The organism is Pseudomonas alkylphenolica (assembly GCF_016009175.1).
Classification (GTDB): domain Bacteria; phylum Pseudomonadota; class Gammaproteobacteria; order Pseudomonadales; family Pseudomonadaceae; genus Aquipseudomonas; species Aquipseudomonas alkylphenolica_B.
This window is the reverse complement of record NZ_JADUCM010000001.1, coordinates 35,204-57,927: the sequence shown is the minus strand read 5'-3', so window position 1 is coordinate 57,927 and position 22,724 is coordinate 35,204. Positions and strand designations below refer to the sequence as shown.

General features: G+C 59.1%; 29 protein-coding genes, 1 tRNA gene and 2 pseudogenes. 10 read left to right on the top strand and 22 right to left on the bottom strand.

The features are described 5' to 3' along the window. Positions 1-33 precede the first annotated feature (33 nt). A complete protein-coding gene (locus tag I5S59_RS26610) occupies positions 34-201 on the bottom strand; it encodes a DUF805 domain-containing protein (protein ID WP_420066429.1) in 168 nt (55 codons plus the stop codon). A 379-nt stretch (positions 202-580) separates the two neighbouring features. Between I5S59_RS26610 and I5S59_RS00340 the strand changes: the two genes are divergently transcribed. The 3 genes from I5S59_RS00340 to I5S59_RS00330 are packed head-to-tail and all read left to right on the top strand — an operon-like array spanning position 581 to position 1,427. After that, positions 581-868 (top strand): hypothetical protein, encoded by a 288-nt coding sequence (locus I5S59_RS00340; protein ID WP_197874864.1) that lies wholly within the window; start codon positions 581-583, stop codon positions 866-868. A gap of 9 nt (positions 869-877) precedes the next feature. After that, a complete protein-coding gene (locus I5S59_RS00335; RefSeq protein ID WP_197875216.1) occupies positions 878-1,213 on the top strand; it encodes a hypothetical protein in 336 nt (111 codons plus the stop codon). After that, entirely contained in the window at positions 1,170-1,427 is a 258-nt protein-coding gene (locus I5S59_RS00330; RefSeq protein WP_232239504.1) for a hypothetical protein, read from the top strand. The genes I5S59_RS00335 and I5S59_RS00330 overlap by 44 nt, the downstream gene beginning before the upstream one ends. A gap of 4 nt (positions 1,428-1,431) precedes the next feature. Here the strand turns inward: I5S59_RS00330 and I5S59_RS00325 are convergent, their stop codons facing one another. Next, positions 1,432-1,809 carry a hypothetical protein gene (locus I5S59_RS00325; RefSeq protein ID WP_128324682.1) on the bottom strand — a complete coding sequence of 126 codons (378 nt, stop codon included), beginning with the start codon at positions 1,807-1,809 and terminating at the stop codon, positions 1,432-1,434. 103 nt (positions 1,810-1,912) lie between these two features. On the opposite strand from I5S59_RS00325, the gene I5S59_RS00320 reads away from it, so the two are divergent. Then, positions 1,913-2,485 carry a hypothetical protein gene (locus I5S59_RS00320; RefSeq protein WP_232239503.1) on the top strand — a complete coding sequence of 191 codons (573 nt, stop codon included), beginning with the start codon at positions 1,913-1,915 and terminating at the stop codon, positions 2,483-2,485. A gap of 53 nt (positions 2,486-2,538) precedes the next feature. On the opposite strand, the gene I5S59_RS00315 is transcribed toward I5S59_RS00320, so the two are convergent. After that, on the bottom strand, positions 2,539-2,799 hold the full coding sequence (locus I5S59_RS00315) for a hypothetical protein (protein ID WP_128324680.1): 261 nt from the start codon (positions 2,797-2,799) through the stop codon (positions 2,539-2,541). A 319-nt stretch (positions 2,800-3,118) separates the two neighbouring features. On the opposite strand from I5S59_RS00315, the pseudogene I5S59_RS00310 reads away from it, so the two are divergent. Further along, positions 3,119-3,277, top strand: a pseudogene (locus I5S59_RS00310) (DNA cytosine methyltransferase); the annotation flags it as partial. Positions 3,278-3,364: 87 nt separating this feature from the next. On the opposite strand, the gene I5S59_RS00305 reads toward I5S59_RS00310, so the two are convergent. After that, positions 3,365-4,399, bottom strand: coding sequence for a hypothetical protein (locus I5S59_RS00305; RefSeq protein WP_197874863.1), 1,035 nt, complete (start codon positions 4,397-4,399; stop codon positions 3,365-3,367). Between the two features lie 188 nt (positions 4,400-4,587). Here I5S59_RS00305 and I5S59_RS00300 point away from each other — a divergent pair, with 188 nt between their 5' ends. Further along, a complete protein-coding gene (locus I5S59_RS00300; protein WP_197874862.1) occupies positions 4,588-5,136 on the top strand; it encodes a hypothetical protein in 549 nt (182 codons plus the stop codon). A gap of 71 nt (positions 5,137-5,207) precedes the next feature. Next, positions 5,208-5,846, top strand: a pseudogene (locus tag I5S59_RS00295) (tyrosine-type recombinase/integrase); the annotation flags it as partial. A gap of 79 nt (positions 5,847-5,925) precedes the next feature. Here I5S59_RS00295 and I5S59_RS00290 read toward each other — a convergent pair. The 9 genes from I5S59_RS00290 to thrS form a co-directional block, all read right to left on the bottom strand. Further along, positions 5,926-6,002: transfer RNA gene (locus tag I5S59_RS00290), tRNA-Pro, on the bottom strand. A 106-nt stretch (positions 6,003-6,108) separates the two neighbouring features. Next, positions 6,109-6,465 carry a MerR family transcriptional regulator gene (locus tag I5S59_RS00285; RefSeq protein WP_010222411.1) on the bottom strand — a complete coding sequence of 119 codons (357 nt, stop codon included), beginning with the start codon at positions 6,463-6,465 and terminating at the stop codon, positions 6,109-6,111. Continuing rightward, the gene (gene ihfA, locus I5S59_RS00280; RefSeq protein ID WP_002553164.1) at positions 6,446-6,748 is read right to left on the bottom strand and encodes an integration host factor subunit alpha; all 303 of its coding nucleotides are present in this window, start codon (positions 6,746-6,748) and stop codon (positions 6,446-6,448) included. The genes I5S59_RS00285 and ihfA overlap by 20 nt, the downstream gene beginning before the upstream one ends. A gap of 3 nt (positions 6,749-6,751) precedes the next feature. Continuing rightward, positions 6,752-9,127 carry a phenylalanine--tRNA ligase subunit beta gene (gene pheT / locus I5S59_RS00275; protein ID WP_197874861.1) on the bottom strand — a complete coding sequence of 792 codons (2,376 nt, stop codon included), beginning with the start codon at positions 9,125-9,127 and terminating at the stop codon, positions 6,752-6,754. Between the two features lie 36 nt (positions 9,128-9,163). Next, positions 9,164-10,180 (bottom strand): phenylalanine--tRNA ligase subunit alpha, encoded by a 1,017-nt coding sequence (gene pheS, locus I5S59_RS00270; RefSeq protein WP_128324860.1) that lies wholly within the window; start codon positions 10,178-10,180, stop codon positions 9,164-9,166. Positions 10,181-10,282: 102 nt separating this feature from the next. After that, the gene (rplT, locus tag I5S59_RS00265) at positions 10,283-10,639 is read right to left on the bottom strand and encodes a 50S ribosomal protein L20 (protein WP_010222414.1); all 357 of its coding nucleotides are present in this window, start codon (positions 10,637-10,639) and stop codon (positions 10,283-10,285) included. Positions 10,640-10,668: 29 nt separating this feature from the next. Further along, positions 10,669-10,863: a 50S ribosomal protein L35 gene (gene rpmI, locus I5S59_RS00260; RefSeq protein WP_197874860.1), complete on the bottom strand. Its 195-nt coding sequence runs from the start codon at positions 10,861-10,863 to the stop codon at positions 10,669-10,671. Between the two features lie 60 nt (positions 10,864-10,923). Then, positions 10,924-11,475 (bottom strand): translation initiation factor IF-3, encoded by a 552-nt coding sequence (gene infC, locus I5S59_RS00255; RefSeq protein WP_197875203.1) that lies wholly within the window; start codon positions 11,473-11,475, stop codon positions 10,924-10,926. Then, positions 11,475-13,397 carry a threonine--tRNA ligase gene (gene thrS, locus I5S59_RS00250; RefSeq protein WP_128324858.1) on the bottom strand — a complete coding sequence of 641 codons (1,923 nt, stop codon included), beginning with the start codon at positions 13,395-13,397 and terminating at the stop codon, positions 11,475-11,477. The genes infC and thrS overlap by 1 nt, the downstream gene beginning before the upstream one ends. 307 nt (positions 13,398-13,704) lie before the next feature. On the opposite strand from thrS, the gene I5S59_RS00245 reads away from it, so the two are divergent. Together I5S59_RS00245 and I5S59_RS00240 are read left to right on the top strand one after the other, a co-directional pair. After that, positions 13,705-14,034 carry a hypothetical protein gene (locus I5S59_RS00245; RefSeq protein ID WP_232239502.1) on the top strand — a complete coding sequence of 110 codons (330 nt, stop codon included), beginning with the start codon at positions 13,705-13,707 and terminating at the stop codon, positions 14,032-14,034. Positions 14,035-14,194: 160 nt separating this feature from the next. Next, a complete protein-coding gene (locus tag I5S59_RS00240) occupies positions 14,195-14,407 on the top strand; it encodes a cold-shock protein (protein ID WP_007956027.1) in 213 nt (70 codons plus the stop codon). A gap of 218 nt (positions 14,408-14,625) precedes the next feature. Here the strand turns inward: I5S59_RS00240 and I5S59_RS00235 are convergent, their stop codons facing one another. Together I5S59_RS00235 and I5S59_RS00230 are read right to left on the bottom strand one after the other, a co-directional pair. Continuing rightward, positions 14,626-14,937: an I78 family peptidase inhibitor gene (locus tag I5S59_RS00235; protein WP_197874859.1), complete on the bottom strand. Its 312-nt coding sequence runs from the start codon at positions 14,935-14,937 to the stop codon at positions 14,626-14,628. A gap of 145 nt (positions 14,938-15,082) precedes the next feature. Continuing rightward, positions 15,083-15,385: a hypothetical protein gene (locus I5S59_RS00230; protein ID WP_197874858.1), complete on the bottom strand. Its 303-nt coding sequence runs from the start codon at positions 15,383-15,385 to the stop codon at positions 15,083-15,085. Positions 15,386-15,576: 191 nt separating this feature from the next. Between I5S59_RS00230 and I5S59_RS00225 the strand changes: the two genes are divergently transcribed. Then, entirely contained in the window at positions 15,577-15,783 is a 207-nt protein-coding gene (locus tag I5S59_RS00225) for a hypothetical protein (RefSeq protein ID WP_197874857.1), read from the top strand. Here I5S59_RS00225 and I5S59_RS00220 read toward each other — a convergent pair. Genes I5S59_RS00220 through I5S59_RS00190 form a run of 7 tightly spaced genes read right to left on the bottom strand, consistent with a single transcriptional unit; the run spans position 15,755 to position 22,575 of the window. Then, on the bottom strand, positions 15,755-16,705 hold the full coding sequence (locus I5S59_RS00220) for a nucleoside hydrolase (protein ID WP_232239501.1): 951 nt from the start codon (positions 16,703-16,705) through the stop codon (positions 15,755-15,757). The genes I5S59_RS00225 and I5S59_RS00220 overlap by 29 nt on opposite strands. Continuing rightward, positions 16,705-17,109 (bottom strand): D-ribose pyranase, encoded by a 405-nt coding sequence (rbsD, locus tag I5S59_RS00215; RefSeq protein WP_197874855.1) that lies wholly within the window; start codon positions 17,107-17,109, stop codon positions 16,705-16,707. The genes I5S59_RS00220 and rbsD overlap by 1 nt, the downstream gene beginning before the upstream one ends. Beyond that, positions 17,106-18,014, bottom strand: a complete 909-nt coding sequence (rbsK, locus tag I5S59_RS00210; protein ID WP_197874854.1) for a ribokinase — start codon at positions 18,012-18,014, stop codon at positions 17,106-17,108. The genes rbsD and rbsK overlap by 4 nt, the downstream gene beginning before the upstream one ends. A 12-nt stretch (positions 18,015-18,026) precedes the next feature. Continuing rightward, the gene (locus tag I5S59_RS00205; RefSeq protein ID WP_197874853.1) at positions 18,027-19,049 is read right to left on the bottom strand and encodes a LacI family DNA-binding transcriptional regulator; all 1,023 of its coding nucleotides are present in this window, start codon (positions 19,047-19,049) and stop codon (positions 18,027-18,029) included. A 3-nt stretch (positions 19,050-19,052) separates the two neighbouring features. After that, positions 19,053-20,045 carry an ABC transporter permease gene (locus I5S59_RS00200; RefSeq protein ID WP_197874852.1) on the bottom strand — a complete coding sequence of 331 codons (993 nt, stop codon included), beginning with the start codon at positions 20,043-20,045 and terminating at the stop codon, positions 19,053-19,055. After that, positions 20,042-21,592, bottom strand: coding sequence for a sugar ABC transporter ATP-binding protein (locus I5S59_RS00195; RefSeq protein WP_197874851.1), 1,551 nt, complete (start codon positions 21,590-21,592; stop codon positions 20,042-20,044). Before I5S59_RS00195 ends, I5S59_RS00200 begins: the two co-directional genes overlap by 4 nt. 26 nt (positions 21,593-21,618) lie before the next feature. Beyond that, a complete protein-coding gene (locus I5S59_RS00190) occupies positions 21,619-22,575 on the bottom strand; it encodes a sugar ABC transporter substrate-binding protein (RefSeq protein WP_197874850.1) in 957 nt (318 codons plus the stop codon). Positions 22,576-22,724: the final 149 nt, after the last annotated feature.

Sequence of the window (22,724 nt, the reverse complement as noted above, 5' to 3'; positions counted from 1 at the left end):
AACTCTTATTTTCAAGCAGATCGCGCTACAGCCTCATGGCGGCACCCCGTATTTATTATCCCCAACAGTTCCAGGCTTCATATGAATAACCGCCAATGTAAACAATCCGAATACAGGTATTATCAACAACAGGAACCACCACGGACTGTAATTTATATCGTGCATTCGTCTTATGCTAACGGCCAACGTTGGGAATATCATTAGCGCAAGAAGCAACTTAAACGGACGTAGTATCTCTCCCAGCCCGAACAATATGAAAAGGAAGGCAATCCAAAACCAAAACTCAGATCGGCTAGCACGCCCATCGTAGTCCAACCATTTTACTAAGCAGGTGTAGATTGCTGCTGCTGGGTTCATCACCTATGTCCTGATAGTCATTAAAGTTAACCAAGACTTTTTTCACATGCTTGGAAGTATAGCCAGATTTTTAATAACCGCCGTTCAGCAGCAGCGGATGCCGTAAGGGCGAGCCACAGCCAAGCCATCGGTCTCATCGACCTGGGTACAGACTGATTTTGGTCGACTTTCGTTAGCTGCCCTTGGAGGGTCCCTCAATGCGGCCTCATTTTAAGGGCTGGAGGTGTCTACGAAACCCGGGGCGATTCAGAACACGCTCTGGACCATGTCGCAGCGATGCGACTTCAAGTTCGTGCCGGGCGTGCAAGGCGGCCGTGATTCGCCCTACACCGACGCCTCGGAAGACGCCAAGCTGGCCGATCGCATCACCGCGCTACGGGACGTAGGCCTGAGTCGGTACCAGGTGCAGAAGCAAATGACCATCTGCAACCGGACGCTCCTGCGGATCATCAAGGCGTTCGACATCGACTTCCCAAGGGCGAAAGGCAAGCGCTGCGACGGGCCGATCTGAGGATGAGTCATGAGCAAACGCGACGATATCCCGCAGACCTATTACGAAGGTCGGGAATGCCGCCAGCGCGGCAGCAACAAGCTGGCCAACCCATTCAGCGCCATCAGCATCAAAGCGCCTGGTGGCTTGCAGGCTTCAACGACATGGACATGGAACTCACCCATGAAACTCAAACGAATGGCCCTGCAGCGCCACCAGCGCCGGGCACAGGTTCACTTGCCGCCTAGCGGATTTAAGGGGGTGCCGAATGGCGATGACGTAAACACAGCGCGACGAGCGTCGCCGAGAGAAAGCAGCCAAGTTGCAGGAGGAAGACCTGCGCTTGAAGGTTCGACCAGGTACTAAGCAGGCCCTGCTGGAGCTGATGAAGTGGGCCGGTATCGAGGAACAGGGCGAGGCGATGACGCTGATGATTCATCACGTGCATGGGCTGGGCCCGGGCGGCGCGCTACCGCTGCTTGAACCGCCGCGCCACGAAATCACGGTGTCACCGGCCGTGGCGCGGAAGCTTGAAAACTTCAGGGTCCGAGAGAGCCTAAGAATCAGTTCCGGCAATTAAGGTTTCAGACCTCCAGGCCAATAGGCATCAGATCTCCGAAGCCCCATATACCTGTCGCGACCAGCCCTAGAAGCACCGCTAACTTCTTGAACAAACTGATTTGATTTCCATACCTTTCTAGCAAATCTCCAAAGGTTTGACCTACGTATCCGTTTGGCTGGAAGACATCGCTCATCACCTGCGTAGCAAAAAGAGCCAAGAAAGCAAAACCAGTGCTTACTGCTCCTGATCGAGAAATCCAAGAGACTGGTGTGCCGTACCAAAAACATATGGCAATAGCGGCGATAGGGGTGATGACAGCCAGGCACCCACAAATTAAGAAGCCAAGCCTAGCCCTGCGTAACGGACGCTCATAAATATCGAGGTTTAACTCTTCCGACAATTCGCTTCATCCTTAGCAAAACCAATATCAATAGCTGATCTAAAGCCAAATTGCCACCATGCCGCATCCGGCAACGGAGGGCGGCGCATGCACGGAGAAAGCCATGGACAAGCACACCAAGATCCTCATCGCTGAGATACCTGGCGAATGGATCGAACGCACCCGCTCCGGCCACACCAACATCTGGAACGGCAAGAATCACGACCGGCCGCACCGAAACGGCCTCCCGGAAGTGAAACTTGAACCGCCGGAAAAGGGCCTGTACGCCGAGCGTATCGACGGCGCCTGGTACTGGGTTTCGGGCTGCAACAAGTGCAACGGCACAACGGGAAAGTGGAGCTACATCGTCTGCGACAAGCACAACGCCTGTCACCACTGCGGGACCCATCGTTCGAAGCTTACCGAGACGCCCTGGGGGCACTCCGAAGGCTTTACCTGTAAGCCTTGCCAAGACCGCATCGACGCCGCCGCCAAGGCTGAGGCCCTGGCCAAGTTTGCCGAAGCAGAATTCGACGGCTCGGACTTCGAGTATCAGGACGAGTGCAAGTGCCCCCACTGTGCAACCACCACCCACCTGGAGTCGGAAGACCACAAGGACCAGGAGATGGAGTGCGACGTATGCGGCGGCGGCTTCGAGCTGACCCTGAACTCGAGGTCACCTACAGTACCAAGGTGATCGGCGAGCGAGTCACTGCCTGACCCTCCGGCGCTGCCCGCCAGCGCCTTCCCTCATGCCGTTTTCGAAACGATAAGAAGGATGGCACCTATCGCCGCAGCAATTGCAGCAGCACTGTTCCATCGAGCTTGAGCTCGCAATGTCTTAATGAGATCAGCTCCATTTACGACTATTCCGTCCCAGTAGTCGCCGTCCGGTTTCCCCCTCAGGTTTTCCGGTGGGTCGACCTTCACAATCGCAGCGGCCAGCCAGCAGAACGCCGAGATGGCACCAAAAGCGACCGACCCGTAATCAGCAAGCATCACCAAATTCATATCGCGCTCCTTCATTTGCGCGCCAGGAATACCCCACTTCAACGAATCACGCCACCCCGGCGAGGAATGGGCCCTCACACTTCGCAGAGAGCCCATTGCCACCTTCGTCTTCCGCCCTCCTTGTTAGCTAAGGAGTTGGTAGAGCTGGAGGAGTTGGTTGATCAACTCGGTGATCGCGGCGATCAGTTCCAGCCAGTTAGTCAGTCTTGCCATCGGCATCTCCATTGGTCTTGGGGAATTTCCCTCTTGGAGATGCGTAACGCACACCTATAAATCGCGAGCGGATCTACTCGCCAACATCGACCACGAAGGATCACTCATGACCACAGCAATCGACCTGTTCGCCGGCCTCGGCGGATGGAGCACAGGCGCGCGCGCCGCAGGCGTCCAGGTTCTCTGGGCGGCAAACCACTGGCCTGAAGCCGTGAAATGGTATTCAGCCAACCATCCTCATGCTGAGCATGTATTCCAGGACCTGGGTACCTACCTCCGTTAGCTACCCCGCGCATCTACTCTACGGCCAGATAGTGGGGAGGCACCCGTCACGGTTAACAACTCGCAAAAATCACACATATACAGGAATAAATTTGGCATCTGTCAATGGCTCCATAAGATCAAACTTTAAAGTTGAAGCCCTTACACCAACATCATCCCTGCAGATCATCATAGTATGCTTCTTCAAACCAACACCGTGATGCACGAGCCATTTCAAAATAACATCCGAACCCGACTTTACGAGAAACTGGTCATCTAGCGATCGTGACTTAGACGTAAAATAGTTTTCAATAGCCCCACCCACCAGGTCGGGAATACTAAGCAAATCGAGAAAGCTACTATCCTTTTCTTCAAAAGGAACGGCCCCTCCGACCAAGGCATACCTCTTATCCGAATAATGCCCAAGCACCCGACAAAAGTACGATAAGGCATCAGCGAATCGCTCTGGATTTGCTGCAATCGAGTCATGATCAGTCATCCAAAATACTTTCTGATCTTCTTTTGAAAGCAGCGTGACAAGGAAGGATAGATAATGGATGACTCGAAAAAGCTTTTCCGCAACAGCAGGTTTCAAATAGGACATCCCTATCTGGGCCAGCGCGTCACTCATTACCTGCGAGTGGCTCAGCTTTCCTTCAACAAATAATGACTCTATATCTTTTTCAACCACCACCGTTAAAACCAATCCATTTATCAAGTTTTGCGCCATCACCAAATACGGCTCAAGAATCCTTCTTGTAGGGCCATGATCAAGTCTCTTATATGCAATTTCTTTAAATGGCGAATCCAAGCCAAACTGCCGCCTAAGCTCCAGCATCTTGTCTTGAAAGCTCTGCAATTGACTATAAGCAACAATCAAAAAACTGTAAGTGTGATATTTACTTGCCGAATGCTCCCCACCATAATCACTAAAAATCGCAATAGTTTCATTGCGATCCTGAAGATTAGGTAGCAAAAGTTCCTTTCTACCCTCGCTTGCTTGCAAATGTCGTTGAAACTCACGAATAAACCAAGGATAGCTGTCATTATCCGAAACAACATTCAAATCAGGATTGCGAAGAATCAAACTCTCAGCATATTTCCGTAGCGCTTTATTTTGATTCATGACAGCTCCTATATTTTGATAGCCGCAAAGCTTACTTTAATCAACTAAATTTTTGTATCACCCCTGAAAAATAACAACCTCGTTATGACCTGGTTGTCTACTGAGCTTGATGAGTACATCTGTACTCTTTCTGCTGTAACCCCTCTTCCCCTCTATTCATTGCCGCGATATGGCGGCGAGGTATCCCCATGCCCACAGAAAACCGATCCAGCAACACCGAACAGATGGTCAGCGTACCGGCCAGCAAGCTGAAAAAGATCCATCGTGACTTGGACGCCTGTCAGAAGGTGATCTGGCTACGCGGCGGGTTCGACCCAGCCTACTGCAAGGACGCCCAGGATTCGCTCAAAGACATCGACGCACTTCTCATCCAGCCGCCCGACCAGGGCGAGCCGGTGGCATGGCTGAACATAGTCAGCGGCAATACCTTCGACAATGCGGAAGCAATTGAGACAGCAGGCAGAAAGGCCTTTCCACTGTACAGTCACCCAGCAACCTCCGACGGCTACAGCGCCGGTGATATGGCTGACCAGGGTGCCAAGGCATTCTGGGAGGGGCAGCAAACACGCGCCACAGAAGACGATCGTCGATTGATCGAGGCCATGGCTGAAGCAATCTACAACCAGTGGAAAAGCCAAGCCGGGTTTGTCCGCTGGGTGCCTGGTGGGAACTCGGAGAAACAAGAGGATGCACGCTGCATCGCCCGGCGCGCACTCACTGAATCTCGCCAAGAATGACCAAGGAGTACAAATGTACTCCACACCGATTTAACCCCTCTCCCCTCTATTGAATAGCCGCTATATGGCGGTACCTATTGTCATGGGATGAGCAGTCGATACTCTTCGGGGAGTTGCCGGACCACCTGCACAAAATGGCCCTGTTCAAAGTGAACACAGTCTGTCGAGAGCAGGAAGTCTGCAAGCTGAGGTGGGAATGGGAGATTTCGGTACCCGAACTGGGAACCAGCGTGTTCCTGATCCCGGCTGAGTTTGGTGGTCGACACGAGAACTCTGGCGTGAAGAACCGGGACGAGCGCCTGGTTGTGCTGAACAAGGTCGCCAGCCTGATCATCGAGAAGCAACGTGGCATCAGTAAGGAATGGGGTTTCCCTTACAACGGTACCGGGATGCACAGGATGAACGACTCGGCCTGGAAGAAAGCGAGGGTGCGCGCGGCAAAGCTCTGGCAGGAGCAACACTTGCGGCCGGCACACCCTGGATTCGCTTCCATCAGGATTCACGACCTGAAACACACCTTTGGCCGACGACTCAAAGCAGCTGGCGTGACAGAGGAGAATCGGAAGTCGCTGCTTGGTCACAAGAACGGAAGTGTGACCAGCCACTATTCTGGCGCTGAGTTGGGTCAGTTGATAGAGGCGGCAAACAAAGTTTCAGCAATGGACTCGCGTGGGCCGGTGCTGACAATCCTGAAGAGGAGGCAGGCGTAAAAAACTGAGAAGTCACGCAAAAGTCACGCACATGAAAAAGGCCACTCCTTGCGGACATGGCCTAAGTCATTGGGATTATTGGTCGGGACGGAGTGATTCGAACACTCGACCCCTTGCACCCCATGCAAGTGCGCTACCGGGCTGCGCTACGCCCCGACTGGGCTTGAAGCATGTTCCCCTAGTTGCTGAGAACGTTGAAGAATGTACCCTAACCTTTTGAATTATGGAAGCATTTTTTCCAAAATTCCGGGCCCGATAAGGGCTACTTCTTCAGCACCACCAACACGTCTTCCAACTCGACAATCATCTGCCGGATCAGCTGTTTGTACTGGGTGGTGTCGTCCTTGGCTTCATCGCCAGAGAGGCGCAAACGCGCCCCGCCGATGGTGAAGCCCTGGTCGTACAGCAGCGCGCGGATCTGGCGGATCATCAGCACGTCCTGGCGCTGATAGTACCGTCGGTTACCGCGGCGTTTAACCGGGTTGAGTTGGGGGAATTCCTGCTCCCAGTAGCGGAGCACATGCGGTTTTACCGCACAAAGCTCGCTCACTTCACCAATGGTGAAGTAGCGTTTGCCTGGAATCGGCGGAAGCTCGTCGTTATGACTTGGTTCCAGCATAGGCCTCAACTCGGGCTTTCAACTTCTGCCCTGGACGAAAGGTGACGACTCGACGCGCCGTGATCGGGATCTCTTCCCCCGTCTTGGGGTTGCGGCCCGGCCGCTGGCGTTTGTCCCGCAGGTCGAAATTGCCGAATCCGGACAATTTGACCTGCTCGTTGTCTTCTAGAGCGTGCCTGATTTCCTCAAAGAACAGCTCAACCAATTCCTTGGCTTCACGCTTGTTCAGGCCCAGCTCCTCGTACAGCCGTTCGGCCATCTCAGCTTTCGTCAGAGCACCCATACGCTATTTCCTTAACGTGGTGTTCAACCTTTGTTCGAGCGAGGTGAGGATGTTTTGTGTCGCGGTATTCACCTCTTCATCATTAAGAGTGCGCGACGGATGCTGCCAGGTCAAGCCTACGGCGAGGCTTTTTCTATCAGGATCAATGCCTTTACCCTGATAAACATCAAACAGCCTGAGGTCTGTCAGCCATTCGCCTGCATTGTCACGAATTACTTCAAGCACCGAGCTCGAAGCAACATCACGTCCTGCCACCAAGGCCAGGTCACGACGCACTTCAGGGAATTTCGACAGCTCGCTGAACTTCGGCAGGCGGCCATCGGCCACTTCACCCAGTACCAGCTCGAAGACGAACACCGGACGGTCCAGGCCCAGGGCTTTGGACAGCTCCGGGTGAATGGCGCCCAGGTAGCCGACTTCGCGACCGTCACGCTCGATGCGTGCGGTTTGGCCCGGGTGCAGCGCCGGGTGTTTGCCCGGTACGAAGCTGAACTCGGCCAGCGAGCCGGAGAAGCCCAGTACGGCCTCTACGTCGGCTTTCACGTCGAAGAAGTCGATGGTGTCACGGCCGTTGGCCCAGCCTTCCGGCAGGCGGCTGCCACACACGACACCGGCCAGCATCGGCTCTTGCTTGAGGTCGCCCAGCTGGCCGACAAAGCGCAGGCCGCTTTCGAACAGGCGCACGCGGTCTTGCTGACGGTTGAGGTTGTGCTGCAGCGACTTGACCAGGCCAGGCCACAGGGAGGCACGCATGGCCGCCATGTCGCTGGAGATCGGGTTGGCCAGCAGCAGCGGCTCTACGCCAGGGCTGAACAGCTCGAACAGTTTCGGGTCGATGAAGCTGTAGGTGATCGCTTCCTGGTAGCCACGGGCAACCAGCAGACGGCGTAGGGCCGGCAGTTCGCCACGGGCTTCGGCCTTGGCCTGCGGGGCCAGGCGCGCTTGCGGGTAACGCACTGGCAGGCGGTTGTAGCCGTACAGGCGCGCCAGTTCTTCGATCAGGTCGACTTCCAGGCTGATGTCGAAGCGATGGCTAGGTACTTCAACCTGCCACTGGCCTTCACCAGCGGTGGTTTTCAGGCCCAGGCCGTTGAGCAGCTGTTCGACTTCGGCGCTGGCCATTTCCATGCCCAGCATCTGGGTCAGGCGCTCGGCACGCAGGGTGATCGGCGCTACCTGTGGCAGGTCTGCCTCGCTGGTGACGTCGATGACCGGGCCGGCTTCGCCGCCGACGATGTCCAGCAGCAGGCCGGTGGCGCGCTCGATGGCTTCGCGGGCCAGCTGCGAGTCGACGCCGCGCTCGTAGCGGTGCGAGGCATCGGTGTGCAGGCCGTAGGAACGGGCCTTGCCAGCGACGGAGATCGGCTCGAAGAAAGCGCTTTCAAGGAAAATGTCGCGGGTGGTGGCGGAAACACCGCTGTGCTCGCCACCCATGACACCGGCGATGGCCAGGGCGCGGGAGTGGTCGGCGATGACCAGGGTGTCGCTACGCAGGGCGACCTCCTGACCGTCGAGCAGGACGAGCTTCTCGCCCTCCTCGGCCATACGCACACGGACGCCACCGTTGATCTCGGCGAGATCGAAGGCGTGCATCGGCTGGCCCAGCTCGAGCATCACGTAGTTGGTGATGTCGACGGCAGCGTCGATGCTGCGCACGTCGGAGCGACGCAGGCGCTCGACCATCCACAGCGGGGTCGGGCGCGACAGGTCGACGTTACGGATGACGCGGCCCAGGTAACGCGGGCAAGCGGCCGGGGCCAGTACTTCTACCGGGCGCACTTCGTCGTGGGCGGCAGCAACGGCCGGCACCTGCAGGCGGGTGACCGGTACGTCGTACAGGGCGCCTACGTCGCGTGCCAGGCCCGCCACCGACAGGCAGTCGCCACGGTTCGGGGTCAGGCCGATTTCGATGCTGGCGTCGTCCAGGTCGAGGTAGACGCGAACGTCTTCACCCACCGGCGCGTCGGCTGCCAGTTCCCGCAGGCCGTCGTTCTCTTCGCTGATCTGCAGTTCTGCAGCCGAGCACAGCATGCCGTTGGACTCAACGCCACGCAGCTTGGCTTTCTTGATTTTGAAGTCGCCTGGCAGTTCGGCGCCGATCATCGCGAACGGGATCTTCAGGCCGGGGCGCACGTTGGGCGCGCCGCACACTACCTGGAAGGTCTCGCTGCCGTTGCTGACCTGGCACACGCGCAGTTTGTCGGCGTCCGGGTGCTGTTCGGTGCTCAGCACCTCACCGACGACGATACCACTGAACTGGCCGGCAGCCGGGGTTACGCTGTCGACTTCAAGGCCGGCCATCGAAAGACGGGCAACCAGCTCGTCTCGGGATACCTGCGGGTTGACCCAACCGCGCAGCCAATTTTCACTGAATTTCATCCTGCTCTCCTGAAAGATTCGTTACGGGTGCGCGACCTAGCGAAATTGCGCAAGGAACCGCAAGTCGTTGTCGAAGAACAGGCGCAAATCGTTGACGCCGTAACGCAGCATGGCCAGGCGCTCGGCACCCATGCCGAAGGCGAAGCCCTGGAACTCTTCAGGGTCGATGCCCGACATGCGCAGCACGTTCGGATGAACCATGCCGCAGCCCATGACTTCCAGCCAGCCGGTCTGCTTGCACACACGGCAACCTTTGCCGGTGCAGATGACGCACTGGATGTCGACTTCAGCCGAAGGCTCGGTGAAGGGGAAGAAGGACGGACGGAAACGCACCGCCAGTTCCTTTTCGAAGAACACCCGCAGGAATTCTTCGATGGTGCCTTTGAGGTCGGCAAAATTGATGTCGCGATCGATCAGCAGGCCTTCGACCTGGTGGAACATCGGCGAGTGGGTCAGGTCCGAGTCGCAGCGGTATACGCGGCCCGGGCACACAATGCGGATTGGCGGCTGGCTGGACTCCATGGTCCGCACCTGCACCGGCGAGGTGTGGGTACGCAGCAGCATGTTGGCATTGAAGTAGAAGGTGTCATGCATTGCCCGGGCCGGGTGGTGGCCGGGAATGTTGAGGGCTTCGAAGTTGTGGTAGTCGTCTTCGACCTCTGGGCCTTCGGCGATGCCGTAGCCGATGTGGGTGAAGAACTGCTCGATGCGCTCCAGGGTACGGGTGATCGGATGCAGACCACCGGAGGTCTGGCCACGGCCCGGCAGGGTCACATCAATGCACTCGGCCGCCAGACGGGCGCTGAGTTCGGCTTCTTCGAAGGCCGCCTTGCGCGCGTTGAGCACCTCGGTGACGCGTTCCTTGGCGTCGTTGATCAGCGCGCCAACTTTTGGCCGCTCTTCGGCAGGCATGTTGCCCAGGGTCTTCATCACCTGGGTCAGTTCGCCTTTCTTGCCAAGGAATTGAACCCGGATCTGTTCCAGGGCATTGATGTCTTCAGCGCGTTCCACGGCCTCCAGGGCTTGGGAGACCAGCGCGTCCAGGTTTTCCATGTACAGACTCCAGATACAAAATAGGGGAAGAGCGCAGGCTCTTCCCCTATTAAGACGTTAACACCTGGCGCCGGAAATGACGCCGGGTGATTGTCGGGGTACTTAAGCCAGCGAGGCTTTAGCTTTCTCGACAATCGCAGCAAACGCCGCTTTTTCGTTCACTGCCAGATCAGCCAGAACCTTACGGTCGATTTCGATCGACGCTTTTTTCAGGCCAGCGATCAGGCGGCTGTAAGACAGACCGTTGATACGCGCACCAGCGTTGATACGAGCGATCCACAGAGCGCGGAACTGACGTTTTTTCTGACGACGGTCGCGGTAGGCGTATTGGCCTGCCTTGATGACCGCTTGCTTGGCAACACGGAAAACGCGCGAGCGAGCGCCGTAGTAACCTTTAGCCAGTTTCAGAATTTTCTTGTGACGCTTACGAGCGATGACGCCACGCTTTACACGAGCCATGAGTAACTTCCTCTATCTAGAACCAAAAATTAACGAAGGCGCAGCATGCGCTCGACTTTTGCAACGTCCGACGCGTGCAGCATGCTGCTACCGCGAAGTTGACGCTTACGCTTGGTCGACATTTTGGTCAGGATGTGGCTCTTGAAAGCGTGCTTGTGCTTGATGCCGTTAGCCGTTTTCAAGAAACGCTTGGCTGCACCGCTTTTGGTTTTCATTTTTGGCATGTTCGGATACTCCGCATTCAGTTGATAAACATAACCGCAAGGCCTGCCGTGCCCTGGTGGTTATTTCTTTTTCTTGGGGGCGATGACCATCAAAAGCTGGCGTCCTTCCATCTTCGGATGCTGTTCAACGGTCCCGTATTCGGCGAGATCAGCTTCGATCCGCTTCAACAGTTCCATACCCAGCTCCTGGTGGGCCATCTCACGACCACGGAATCTCAGAGAGATTTTGGTCTTGTCCCCATCTGTAAGGAAACGTACCAGGTTGCGTAGTTTTACCTGGTAATCCCCTTCCTCCGTCCCTGGACGAAACTTGATTTCTTTAATCTGGATTACTTTCTGGTTCTTCTTAGCTGCAGCCTGCTGCTTTTTCTTCTCGAACAGGCTCTTGCCGTAGTCCAGTACTTTACAGACCGGTGGAACGGCGTCAGCAGAGATCTCTACCAGATCCAGCTTCGCTTCTTCAGCGATACGAAGCGCTTCTTCGATCGAGACGATGCCCAACTGCTCACCGTCAGCGCCAATTAACCGAACCTCGCGTGCCGAGATATTCTCGTTGATCGGGGCTTTCGGTACAGCTCGTTTATCGTTTCTCATATCACGCTTAATAGTAATTACTCCGAATCTTGGCGACCACGCCGGGAAACCGCTTGCGCGAGCAGCTCCGCGAACTGGGCGACGGGCATCGAGCCCAGGTCAGCACCTTCACGGGTACGCACAGCGACAGTTTGCGTTTCGACTTCCCGATCCCCGATAACCAGGAGATAAGGAACCTTGAGCAAGGTATGCTCGCGGATCTTAAAGCCAATTTTCTCATTTCTCAAGTCGGACTTGGCACGGAAACCGCTTTCGGCCAGAGTTTTTTCCACTTGTTGAGCAAATTCGGCCTGTTTGTCGGTGATGTTCATCACCACAGCCTGAGTAGGCGCCAGCCAGGCCGGGAACGCACCTTCGTAGTGCTCGATCAGGATTCCGACGAAACGCTCGAACGATCCGAGGATCGCGCGGTGCAGCATGACCGGGTGCTTGCGACCGTTGTCTTCGGACACAAATTCTGCGCCCAGACGGATCGGCAGGTTGAAGTCGAGCTGCAGGGTACCACACTGCCACACACGACCCAGGCAATCTTTCAGGGAGAATTCGATCTTCGGACCGTAGAACGCGCCCTCGCCCGGCTGCAGGTCGTACGGCAGGCCGGCGCTATCGAGTGCGGAAGCCAGTGCGGCTTCGGCGCGATCCCACAGTTCATCGGAGCCCACACGCTTTTCAGGACGGGTCGACAGCTTCATTTCGATGTCTTTGAAGCCGAAGTCGGCGTAGACATCCATGGTCAGCTTGATGAACGCGGCCGATTCGGACTGCATCTGCTCTTCGGTGCAGAAGATGTGCGCGTCGTCCTGGGTAAAGCCACGTACCCGCATGATGCCGTGCAGCGCGCCCGACGGCTCGTTACGGTGGCAGGCACCGAACTCGGCCAGACGCAGCGGCAGCTCGCGGTAGCTCTTCAGGCCCTGGTTGAACACCTGCACGTGGCACGGGCAGTTCATCGGCTTGATGGCGTAGTCGCGGTTTTCCGACTGGGTGGTGAACATGTTGTCGGCATAGTTGGCCCAGTGACCAGACTTTTCCCACAACGAACGGTCAACAACCTGCGGCGTCTTGATCTCGAGGTAGCCGTTCTCACGCTGCACCTTGCGCATGTACTGCTCGAGTACCTGGTACAGGGTCCAGCCGTTCGGGTGCCAGAACACCATGCCCGGCGCTTCTTCCTGGAGGTGGAACAGGCCCAGGCGCTTGCCGATTTTACGGTGATCGCGTTTTTCAGCTTCTTCAATGCGCTGAATGTAGGCAGCCAGCTGCTTCTTGTCGGCCCAGGCGGTGCCGTAGACGCGCTGCAGCTGCTCGTTCTTGGCATCGCCGCGCCAGTAGGCACCGGAGAGCTTGGTAAGCTTGAAGGATTTCAGGAAACGGGTGTTCGGCACGTGGGGACCGCGGCACATGTCGACGTATTCTTCGTGGTAGTACAGGCCCATGGCCTGTTCATCCGGCATGTCTTCGACCAGGCGCAGCTTGTAGTCTTCGCCACGGGCCTTGAACACTTCGATTACCTCGGCGCGCGGGGTAACCTTTTTGATCACGTCGTACTCGGTCTCGATCAGCTGGTGCATGCGCTGCTCGATGGCAGCCATGTCGTCCGGCGTGAAAGGACGCTCGTAGGCGATGTCGTAGTAAAAGCCTTCGTCGATGACCGGACCGATAACCATTTTGGCGGTCGGGTACAGCTGCTTGACGGCATGACCCACCAAGTGAGCGCACGAGTGACGGATGATCTCCAGCCCCTCTTCGTCCTTTGGCGTGATGATTTGCAGGCGGGCGTCGTGATCGATCAGGTCGCTGGCGTCAACCAGCTTGCCGTCGACCTTGCCGGCCACGGTGGCCTTGGCCAGGCCTGCGCCAATGGATGCAGCGACCTGGGCAACGGTTACGGCGTCATCGAACGAACGTTGACTGCCATCGGGAAGAGTAATGATGGGCATGGCGCCTCCTCTCCTAGTGGTGACCCCTACCAAAGGTCACGTGGGTTGGGATGAGCCAGTACGCGATCCGCCCCTGTCTTTGCCTGCGCAAAGCCTGCCTCACAGTGGCAGAAGCCCGAAAGCCTGCCAGGGAACGAACCAGAGTGACTGGAATAGGTGAATAGTATTGGGAGCTACAAGCCGCGAGCAGCAAGAAAAAACGCTGCGGCGAGCTCAAGCTGGGCATGCTAGCACAAAGCGTTGTGGCGATTGCGGGGAACTTGAGCGGAAATTTCCCCGTCAGAGTGCGTGAAGCGTCCTACTCTTGATGAGAAACCGACAACCCAAGGAGTGTTTGGTTATGCGACTTCAGTCTTTACTGGCCCTGGCGGCAGCTTCTGCCCTGTTGATCCCGCTCAGCGCTACGGCCGCCAAGCTACCTGCCGACTATCAGATGTCTTGTATGACGCAGGCGCAAAAGCAGGGCCTGACCAAGGATAAAGCCGAAGGCTACTGCAGCTGCGCCGGCAAGGTGTTGGAAAAAAACCTGACCGACGCGCAGATCAAAGACCTCAATACCCTTGAGGATGGCGTGGATGCGGCGGTAATGAAGAGCGCGCAAGAAAAGGTTGCAGCCGCCTGCGCCCCGAAAAAATAGGCCTTTGGGCCAGTAATCCATCGCTATTTTGCTCCAGATCAGCAATCTGCGAAGGTAATAGGGGCTACAAGCCCATAATTAGACTATGATGGTCGGCGTGCACCCTGTTGGCCTCGGCAACACCGCACTACTGAAAATCATGTTTCTTGGAGATACACCCATGTCTAATCGCCAAACCGGCACCGTAAAATGGTTCAACGATGAGAAAGGCTTCGGCTTCATCACTCCACAAGGTGGCGGCGACGACCTGTTCGTTCACTTCAAGGCTATCGAAACCGACGGTTTCAAAAGCCTGAAGGAAGGCCAGACCGTTTCCTTCGTTGCCGAAAAAGGCCAGAAGGGCATGCAGGCTGCACAAGTTCGTCCAGAGTAAGCTCTGACCGAATAAAAAAACCCGTCCATGTGACGGGTTTTTTTGTGCCTGCGGTTTGGGTTTTGCGCTGTTACTCGGTCAACTGTGGGAGCTGGCGCTAGCCGGCGATGGGGCGCAACGCGGCCCCAAAAGATGGGCCTGCTGCGCAGGCCATCGCCGGCTAGCGCCAGCTCCCACAGTTTGATCCAGGTGACAGACAGTTCCTGCAGGGGGAGATGTCAGCCGCAGTTGACGCTCTTGACGATGCCTTGGGCATCGGTGTGCAGGTTCAGGCGCTCGGAGCGGTAGTCCATGGTCATGACATCATTTGGCCCGAGGGCATGGGCCATCTGCGAACCGCTGGCCTTGCGCGCCTGCTCGACCAGTGCCGGGGTGGCCTGCTTGCCAATGGCAAACTGGGCGCCGCTGGCTTCGCAACGACCGTCAGTGTTGGCCGCCGCGGCCTCGGGCGCTTTCGACGACGAACCGTCGGTGCTGCAACCTGCCAGAACGGCAACCGCCAACAGGCTCATCAATGATGCACGGAACATGAATCCTCCTTTGAATACACAAAAACTGCTGTCCATGTGACAGCGTCGCTGGTTTTTCGTTGCAAAACCCGTCAAGTCTGCCTGAGCCAGCGCACCCAGGTAAAAACGCAATCGTCACGGGATTTTGCACAATGTGAGCGGTCGCTCAGTACAGGTCGATGTAGTCGCTGACCGGTTTCGGCCAGTTGGCCTTGAGCACGTTGAACACCTGCATGACCCAGCGCTCGTCCTGCGCAGCCTGTTCACCCACGCAGCCAGAGCCGGCCGACCAGGTTTCCAGACGAAAGGCCAAGCCCTCCAACTCGCGCCCGCCCACCACCTGAGACAACCAGGCAATACCGCTGCGGTTGACGCGCAGCTGGTTATGCACCGCGTTGTTGCCAGCGGCAAGCAGGTTGCGCACGGCCTCAAGGGTGAACTGTTCGGGGTTGTTCAAATCGATCTGCACAGCACTGTTCCGACACGCTGGAAACCGTTAGTTTGCCACGCCCTTGCGCTTATGCCTAAGTCGCAGTGCCTTGAAGGCCGCCGGCATGATTTACTTCAGCCTGGGCGCAGTGTGTTCTCCCCTGCCCCGTCAAACGCCAGGGCCCGGCATTTGAACCCCACAACGCAGACAGTTTTCATTCGGAACAGCTCATGACAAGCCACATCATCGATGCCGACATCAAAGTCAAATGGCCCGAAGGCCAAAGCGCCTACAGCCCTGCCAGCGCTGAAGAACTGATGCTGATTGCGGTCGACCTGCTGGTCAAAGACCTCGGCCACGTGGCTGCCAAAAGCTTCGTCGAACAGGTTTTTGAACGCTATTCGCACACTACTGCAGACGCGCAAGCCGCGTACTGAGCAGGTCAAAAAAGCCCTGGGCGTCTGCACTGGCGATCCACGTGACGTTGCCCGGCTGCCCAAGGGCGTTGTGCCAATCGGCAATAGTCTGGCCATAGGTCGGACCTTCGCGACTGTCGACCTGCAGGTAAATCTGCCGCCCTGCGAACAGCTCCGGCTTGAGCAGGTAGGCGATCACGCTGGCATCGTGCACCGGGCCGCCGGGCAGGCTGTAGCGCTGCATGTCGGTGGCGACGTAGGCATTGAGAATATCCACCACCACCCTGCCCGCCTGGTTGCCCAGCGCCGCCAGTTGCTGAATGCGCGCGTCACTGGTCAGCAGCGTGTGGGTGAGGTCCAGCGGCAGGTAGGTCAGTTTGACCCCACTGCTGAGCACCACCTCGGCGGCTTCCGGGTCGGCGAACAGGTTGAACTCGGCCACCGGGGTGATATTGCCACCGTTGAAGTGCGCACCGCCCATCACCACCACTTCCTTGATGCCCAGGGCAATGTGCGGCGCCTGGATCATCGCCAGGGCCAGGTTGGTTTGCGGGCCCAGCATGGCGACGGTAATGCTGTGGGGCTCGGCCGCGCCCAGGGTGTCGATCAGGTAGCTGACTGCGCCGCCCTGGGCCAGGCCTTGCCGGGGCTCATGCACCGCGACACCGGGCAAGCCCTCTTCACCGTGAATGTCGGCGGCATAGACGGGTGCGCGCAGCAGCGGCCGCGACGCGCCGGCATACACCGGTATTTCTTCGCGCCCGCCCCATTCCCTGGCCAGCCGCGCATTGCGCGAGGTTTTGTCCAGCCGAACGTTACCGGCCACGGTGGTGATGGCGAGGATGTTCAGGGTTTCCGGCGATGCCATGGCCAGCAGCAAGGCCACTACGTCATCAGCGCCCGGGTCGGTGTCGATGATCAGGTCGACCGAAGGCCGCAGCATCAGAAAGTAACCCCGGCGATCAGCACGATGTTGCTGTAGGGCTGGCATTCACCGGTACGCACCACCGCGCGGGCGCCGCGGCTCAATTGCTTGAATTCGGTATGACTGAGCAGGTTGCGCTTGCCCAGCTGGCCATGGGCAAAACATTGCTCGACCACGGTCAAGGCCGGCGGGTTGGCCTTGAACATTTCGTCGGCGAGCACATGGCTTTCCACCTGCATCTCGCTGAGTACTGCGCGCAGGGTGCTGGCAAAGTCCGGCACGCCCGGGGTCAACGCCAGGTCGATCAGCTCGACGCCCGGCGGCACGGGCAAGCCCGCATCGCCAATGACGAGGATGTCGCCGTGCCCCAGCGAGGCAATGACCCGCGACAGGGCGATATTGAGCAACGGGGTCTTTTTCATGGCTGCAACTCGGCCAGGTAGGGAATTGAAGGCTGGGCACCGGCACGGGTGACCGACAAGGCTGCCGCACGCTGACCAAAGGCCATGGCTTGCTCCTGCGATTCACCACGTGCCAAGGCTGCCGCGAACCCGCCGACAAAGGTGTCGCCGGCAGCGGTGGTGTCCAGCGGCTGTACCACGGGCGCTGCAAAGTGACGCATGCCCTGCGGGCCGGCCAGCAACGCGCCCTGGGCGCCGAGGGTGATGATCACGTTGTTGGCGCCAAGCTGGCGCAGCTGGCTGGCCGCCACTTCGGCGCTGGTCAGGTCGGTTACCGGTTGCCCGGTAAGGGCCTGGGCTTCGCTTTCGTTGGGGATCAGGTAATCGATGGCGCTGTACCAGTCGGCCGGCAGAGGACCGGTGCAAGGCGCCGGGTTGAGGATCACCGTCTTGCCCAGGGCACGGCCACGGGCCAGGGTGTAGGCCACGGTTTCGTGGGGTACTTCGAGCTGACAGATGATCACCTCGGCGCCTTGCAGCAAGGCATCGAACGCCTGCACCGACTCCGGCCGCAACAGGCCGTTGCCACCGGGGATGATCACGATCGCATTCTGGCTGCTGGCATCCACCACGATCAACGCCAGGCCGCTTGATACGCCGGGGCACACCGCCACGCCCTGGCAATCGATCTGCTCGTCGAGCAAGGCCTGGCGCAGCTGCTGGCCGTAGGCGTCGTCGCCGACATTGCCGATCATTGCCACGGACGCCCCAAGGCGCGCCACCGCCACGGCCTGGTTGGCGCCCTTGCCACCCGGCACGGTGGCAAACGATTCGCCAGCCAATGTTTCACCAGCACGCGGCAGCCGCTGGGCGCGGGCCACCAGGTCCATGTTCAGGCTACCTACCACTATCACCTTGGCGCTCATGGTCGTCGGCTCTCAGCGGTAATCATTGAAAAGGTCCGGACGCGGCGCGGTGGATTCGCGCAGCACGATTTTCGGCGCGACGATGCGCTGCTCCGGCGCACCTTGCAGCGGCTGGGCGATGCGCGACAGCAACAGCGCTGCAGCACTTTCGCCCAGCTCGCGAATCGACTGGCCAACGGTGGTCAGCGCCGGGAACACATAACGGCTCAGCTGGATGTCATCGAAGCCGATCACCGACAGCTCGCTCGGTACGCAGATATTGCGCTCGGCCGCCGCACGCAGCACGCCAATGCCGATCATGTCGTTGCCGGCGAAAATTGCCGTGGGCCGCTTTCCTTCGAGCAACTGCGCAGCGGCGGCGTAACCACCCAGGCTGGTGAAGTCGCTGTTGACGATCCACTCACGGGCGACCGGCACGCCTGCTTCGTCCAGCGCACGCCGGTAACCGGCCTCGCGCAGCTGGGCAACGCTGGTGCTGGCCGGGCCGCCAATGTAGGCGATGGCCTGATGGCCCAGATGGAGCAGGTGCTGGGTGGCGAGGTAGGCGCCCAGCTCGTGGTCGATGCGTACCAGGTCGGCCTCTACGCCTTCGAGTGCGCGGTCGACGATCACCATCGGCGTGCGCACGCTGGCCAGGCTGCCCTGCAGGTCGGCGTCCTCACCTACCGAGGCGACGATCAGGCCGTCGATGCGCTTTTCCAGCAACACGCGCAGGTAGCTGCGCTGCTTTTGTGGATCGTCGTCGGAGTTGCACAGGATCACGCAGTAGCCCTTACGCTCGCAGCCATCCTCGATGCCACGGGCCAGCTCGGCGAAGTACGGGTTGACGCTGTTGGGCACCAGCAGGCCGATGGTGGCAGTGCTGCGCGCCTTCAGCGAGCGGGCCACGGCGCTGGGCACGTAGTCGAGTTCGGCAATCGCCGCCTCGACCTTGATGCGCACCTGCTCGCTGACCGGTCGGGTCTTGTTCAGTACATGGGACACGGTGGTATAGGAAATCCCCGCCAGTGCTGCGACGTCTTTAATGGTTGCCATTGTTCAGTTCCGCCGACTCGCACGTCGGCTACGGTAGGTGTCGAGAACCACGGCGATCACAATGACCGCCCCGGTAATAATGCGTTTGGTCGGCTCGGACGCGCCGATCTGTGCCAGGCCTGCAGCCAGCACGGAAATAATCAGTACGCCGAAGAAGGTGCTGATGACCGAGCCGCGCCCGCCCATCAGGCTGGTGCCGCCGATCACCACGGCGGCAATCACCTGCAGCTCAAGGCCGGAGCCGGCGTTGGGGTCGGCCGCTTCCAGGCGGGAAATCTGGAACAGCGCGGCAAGGCCGGCCAGCAGCCCCATCAGGGAGAACACCAGAATCTTGTAGGGGCGCGGATCGATACCGGCCAGGCGCACCGCTTCTTCGTTGGTGCCGATGCCGATCAGGTAGCGGCCGAACACGGTGCGGGTAAGTACCAGCTGGGCGAGGATGATCACCAGCAAGGCGATGATGAACGACGGGGATACGCCGAATGCCAACGGGTCGGAGAGCCAGGCAAAGGCGTCGCCGATGTAGGCCGTGCGCGAATCGGTGAGCTGGTAAGCCAGGCCACGGGCCATTTCCAGCACACCGAGGGAGACGATGAACGACGGAATGCGCCAGGCCACGGTGATCGCGCCGGTGACGCTACCGGCCAGCGCCGCCACGCCCATGCCGAGCAAGGCTGCCGGCAACACGCTCCAGCCCCAGCCGAGAATCGCCACGCTGACCGCCGACGCCGCCAGGGCCAGCACCGAGCCCACCGACAGGTCGATACCGCCGATGATCAGGACGAAGGTCATGCCCACCGCCAGCACCATCAAGTCGGGGATCTGGTTGGCCAGGGTGCTGAAGGTGGCGTACGACCAGAAATGACTGCTCAGCAGCGAGAACAGCACGATCATCGCCAGCAAGGCACCGGCAAGGCCGAGGTAGGTGCCCAGGCCGTAGTAGCTTGCGCCGCGTTTCGCAGTCGCCGAGGTGGTGTCCAGCGGTGAGGTTTTCATGGGAGTGTCCTGGGGGCTGCCTCATGCAGCATCGCGTCACGGTTCTGATAGCCGGCGAAGGCCGCGGCCAGTAGCTGGTCCTGGGACCAGGTTTCACGCTCGAAGGTGTCGATCAATTGCCCGGCGCTGAGCACACCGATACGGTCGCAGATCAGCATCAGTTCGCGCAGGTCGCTGGACACCACCACCAGCGCCTTGCCCTGGCGCGCCAGGTCGGCGAGCAGGCCGTAGATGTCGAACTTGGCGCCGACGTCGATGCCACGGGTGGGCTCATCGAACAGCAGCACGCTGCAGTCGCGCTCCAGCCAGCGACCGATCACCACCTTCTGCTGGTTGCCACCCGACAGCTCGCCAACCACTTGCTCAGGGCCTGAGCTGCGAATGCGCATGGCGCCGATCTGACGCTGGGCCAGGGCCCGTTCGGCGCCGCGATCGAGCACCCCGGCGCGGGAAATCGCCGGCAAATTGCCCAGGGCGATGTTGGCGCTGATCGATTGCGACAGCAGCAGGCCCTCGCCTTTGCGGTCTTCGGTGATCAAGGCAATGCCTTCACGCACGGCGGCCACGGGCGAATCGACCTGCACGCTGCGCAGCGGGCTGCCCAGTTCGACGGTGCCACGGTCGGCGCGGTCGGCGCCATAGATCAAACGGAGCAATTCGGTGCGCCCGGCACCGATCAGCCCGGACAGGCCGAAGATTTCCCCGCTGCGTACCTCGAACGAGACGTCGCGCACCTTGTCGCCACGGCTCAGGCCACTGACCTTGAGGATCGATGCACCGATCTCGCGCTGACCCAGGTCGATATGTTCGGCCAGCTCGCGCCCCACCATCAGGTTGACCAGCTGCGTGCTGGTGTAGCGTGCCATGGGCTCGACACACACCAGCTTGCCGTCACGCAGCACGGCAATGCGCTGGGCAATGCGCTTGAGTTCTTCCAGGCGATGGGAGATGTAGACGATGGCCACGTCGCGCTGCTGCAAGCGCTCGATCTGGGTGAACAGCAGCTCGACCTCGCGCGCGGTGAGCATGGCCGTGGGCTCATCGAAGATCAGCACCCGGCAGTCGCCGATCAGGTTGCGGGCGATTTCGACCATCTGCTGATGGCCGATGCCCAGCTCGCCGACCGGGGTATCCGGGTCGATGGTGTCCAGGCCCACCTGGGCCATGGCAGCCTGTGCCAGTTGGCGCAGGCGCTTGCGGTTGATCCAGCCTGCACGGCTGGGCAAATTGTCGAGAAACAGGTTTTCGGCCACGGTCAGGGTCGGCAACAGGTTGAGTTCCTGCATGACCATGCGCACGCCTAGGCGCTCGGCCGCCGCACGGCTGCCGGGCTGGTAGGGCTGCCCCTGAAAGTGCATGTGGCCGGTGGTCGCCACTTCAAGACCGCCGATGATTTTCGACAAGGTGCTTTTGCCCGCGCCGTTCTCGCCGGTCAGGGCCAACACCTCGCCCGCGTGCAGGCTCAGGCTGATATCGCCGAGCACCGGCTGGGCGTAGGTCTTGCCGATTGCGCTGACGGTGAGCACGCCTTCGCTGGTCGCGGTCATTGCCTGTTCTCCTGGCGCGTGTGCACTTAGGGCTGGGTAACCAGTTCGACCGGGGTCTGGATGACGTTGTCGGCATCCACGTTAGGCTTCTCACCCTTGAGCACTTTGAGCGCCGCTTCGATACCGAACACCGCCTGCTTGGCGGCGTACTGGTCGGCGGTGGCGAGCACGCGACCGTCCTTGAGCATCGGTTTGATGGCGTTGATGTTGTCGTAGCCCACCACCTGCACCTGACCGGCCTTGCCCGCCGCACGCACCGCCGACACAGCGCCCAGGGCCATGCTGTCGTTGCCGGCCAGCAGCGCCTTGATGTCCGGGTTGGCATTGAGCATGGAGGCGGCGACGGCATTGCCCTTGGCAATTTCCCAGTCGCCGGACTGCACCGAAACCACCTTCATCTGCGCCGCTTCCATCGCATCCTTGAAGCCGGCGGTACGCTGCTGGGCGTTGGTGGTGGTCGACACGCCTTCGATGATGCCGACCTCGTCACCGGCCTTGAGCTTCTCCTTGGCCAGGTACTCGCCCACCAGGCGCGCGCCTTTACGGTTGTCGGGACCTACGAACGGCACGTTGAGGTTCTTGCTCTTGAGCACCTCAGGGTCCAGGCGGTTGTCGATGTTGATCACGGTGATGCCCGCGTCCACGGCTTTTTTCACCACCGGGACCAGGGCCTTCGAGTCTGCAGGCGCAATCACCAGGGCGTTGACCTTGGAGACGATCATCTGCTCGACGATGCGAATCTGATTGGCCGAGTCGGTCTCGTCCTTGATGCCGTTGGAAACCAGGTCGAATTCGCTGGCGTGTTCTTTCTGGTAAGCCTTGGCGCCGTCTTCCATGGTCAGGAAGAATTCGTTGGCGAGGGACTTCATCACCAGGGCAACTTTGGGCTTTTCATCTGCCTGGGCCTGGGACAGCGGCATTGCGAGGGAAAGGGAGGAAAGTACGGCGACCGCCAAAAGGCGTCCTGCGAACGGCAGCTTCATCGATTTACTCCGGTTTTTGTGATTTTTGTCGGATCGCAAACGTTTGCGTTAAGCAACTATGCAAATGCAACCCGGCTTTGTCAAATACAGCCCTAAGCACCAGTGTAAGTTGCACTCAGGAATTATCCTCAAAATCACCGGAAAACCGA

Excerpts from the sequence above, each read along its gene's own strand:
- rpmI (WP_197874860.1), bottom strand. The coding sequence starts at position 10,863 with ATGCCAAAAATGAAAACCAAAAGCGGTGCAGCCAAGCGTTTCTTGAAA.
- rbsD (WP_197874855.1), bottom strand. The coding sequence starts at position 17,109 with ATGAAAAAGACCCCGTTGCTCAATATCGCCCTGTCGCGGGTCATTGCC.
- I5S59_RS00305 (WP_197874863.1), bottom strand. The coding sequence starts at position 4,399 with ATGAATCAAAATAAAGCGCTACGGAAATATGCTGAGAGTTTGATTCTT.
- I5S59_RS00320 (WP_232239503.1), top strand. The coding sequence starts at position 1,913 with ATGGACAAGCACACCAAGATCCTCATCGCTGAGATACCTGGCGAATGG.
- I5S59_RS00245 (WP_232239502.1), top strand. The coding sequence starts at position 13,705 with ATGAGAAACCGACAACCCAAGGAGTGTTTGGTTATGCGACTTCAGTCT.
- I5S59_RS00335 (WP_197875216.1), top strand. The coding sequence starts at position 878 with ATGAGCAAACGCGACGATATCCCGCAGACCTATTACGAAGGTCGGGAA.
- thrS (WP_128324858.1), bottom strand. The coding sequence starts at position 13,397 with ATGCCCATCATTACTCTTCCCGATGGCAGTCAACGTTCGTTCGATGAC.
- I5S59_RS00285 (WP_010222411.1), bottom strand. The coding sequence starts at position 6,465 with ATGCTGGAACCAAGTCATAACGACGAGCTTCCGCCGATTCCAGGCAAA.
- I5S59_RS00220 (WP_232239501.1), bottom strand. The coding sequence starts at position 16,705 with ATGCTGCGGCCTTCGGTCGACCTGATCATCGACACCGACCCGGGCGCT.
- I5S59_RS00205 (WP_197874853.1), bottom strand. The coding sequence starts at position 19,049 with ATGGCAACCATTAAAGACGTCGCAGCACTGGCGGGGATTTCCTATACC.
- I5S59_RS00315 (WP_128324680.1), bottom strand. The coding sequence starts at position 2,799 with ATGAATTTGGTGATGCTTGCTGATTACGGGTCGGTCGCTTTTGGTGCC.
- I5S59_RS00195 (WP_197874851.1), bottom strand. The coding sequence starts at position 21,592 with ATGACCGCGACCAGCGAAGGCGTGCTCACCGTCAGCGCAATCGGCAAG.
- rbsK (WP_197874854.1), bottom strand. The coding sequence starts at position 18,014 with ATGAGCGCCAAGGTGATAGTGGTAGGTAGCCTGAACATGGACCTGGTG.
- I5S59_RS00235 (WP_197874859.1), bottom strand. The coding sequence starts at position 14,937 with ATGTTCCGTGCATCATTGATGAGCCTGTTGGCGGTTGCCGTTCTGGCA.
- I5S59_RS00300 (WP_197874862.1), top strand. The coding sequence starts at position 4,588 with ATGCCCACAGAAAACCGATCCAGCAACACCGAACAGATGGTCAGCGTA.
- I5S59_RS00240 (WP_007956027.1), top strand. The coding sequence starts at position 14,195 with ATGTCTAATCGCCAAACCGGCACCGTAAAATGGTTCAACGATGAGAAA.
- I5S59_RS00225 (WP_197874857.1), top strand. The coding sequence starts at position 15,577 with ATGACAAGCCACATCATCGATGCCGACATCAAAGTCAAATGGCCCGAA.
- I5S59_RS00200 (WP_197874852.1), bottom strand. The coding sequence starts at position 20,045 with ATGAAAACCTCACCGCTGGACACCACCTCGGCGACTGCGAAACGCGGC.
- rplT (WP_010222414.1), bottom strand. The coding sequence starts at position 10,639 with ATGGCTCGTGTAAAGCGTGGCGTCATCGCTCGTAAGCGTCACAAGAAA.
- ihfA (WP_002553164.1), bottom strand. The coding sequence starts at position 6,748 with ATGGGTGCTCTGACGAAAGCTGAGATGGCCGAACGGCTGTACGAGGAG.
- pheT (WP_197874861.1), bottom strand. The coding sequence starts at position 9,127 with ATGAAATTCAGTGAAAATTGGCTGCGCGGTTGGGTCAACCCGCAGGTA.
- I5S59_RS26610 (WP_420066429.1), bottom strand. The coding sequence starts at position 201 with ATGATATTCCCAACGTTGGCCGTTAGCATAAGACGAATGCACGATATA.
- pheS (WP_128324860.1), bottom strand. The coding sequence starts at position 10,180 with ATGGAAAACCTGGACGCGCTGGTCTCCCAAGCCCTGGAGGCCGTGGAA.
- I5S59_RS00190 (WP_197874850.1), bottom strand. The coding sequence starts at position 22,575 with ATGAAGCTGCCGTTCGCAGGACGCCTTTTGGCGGTCGCCGTACTTTCC.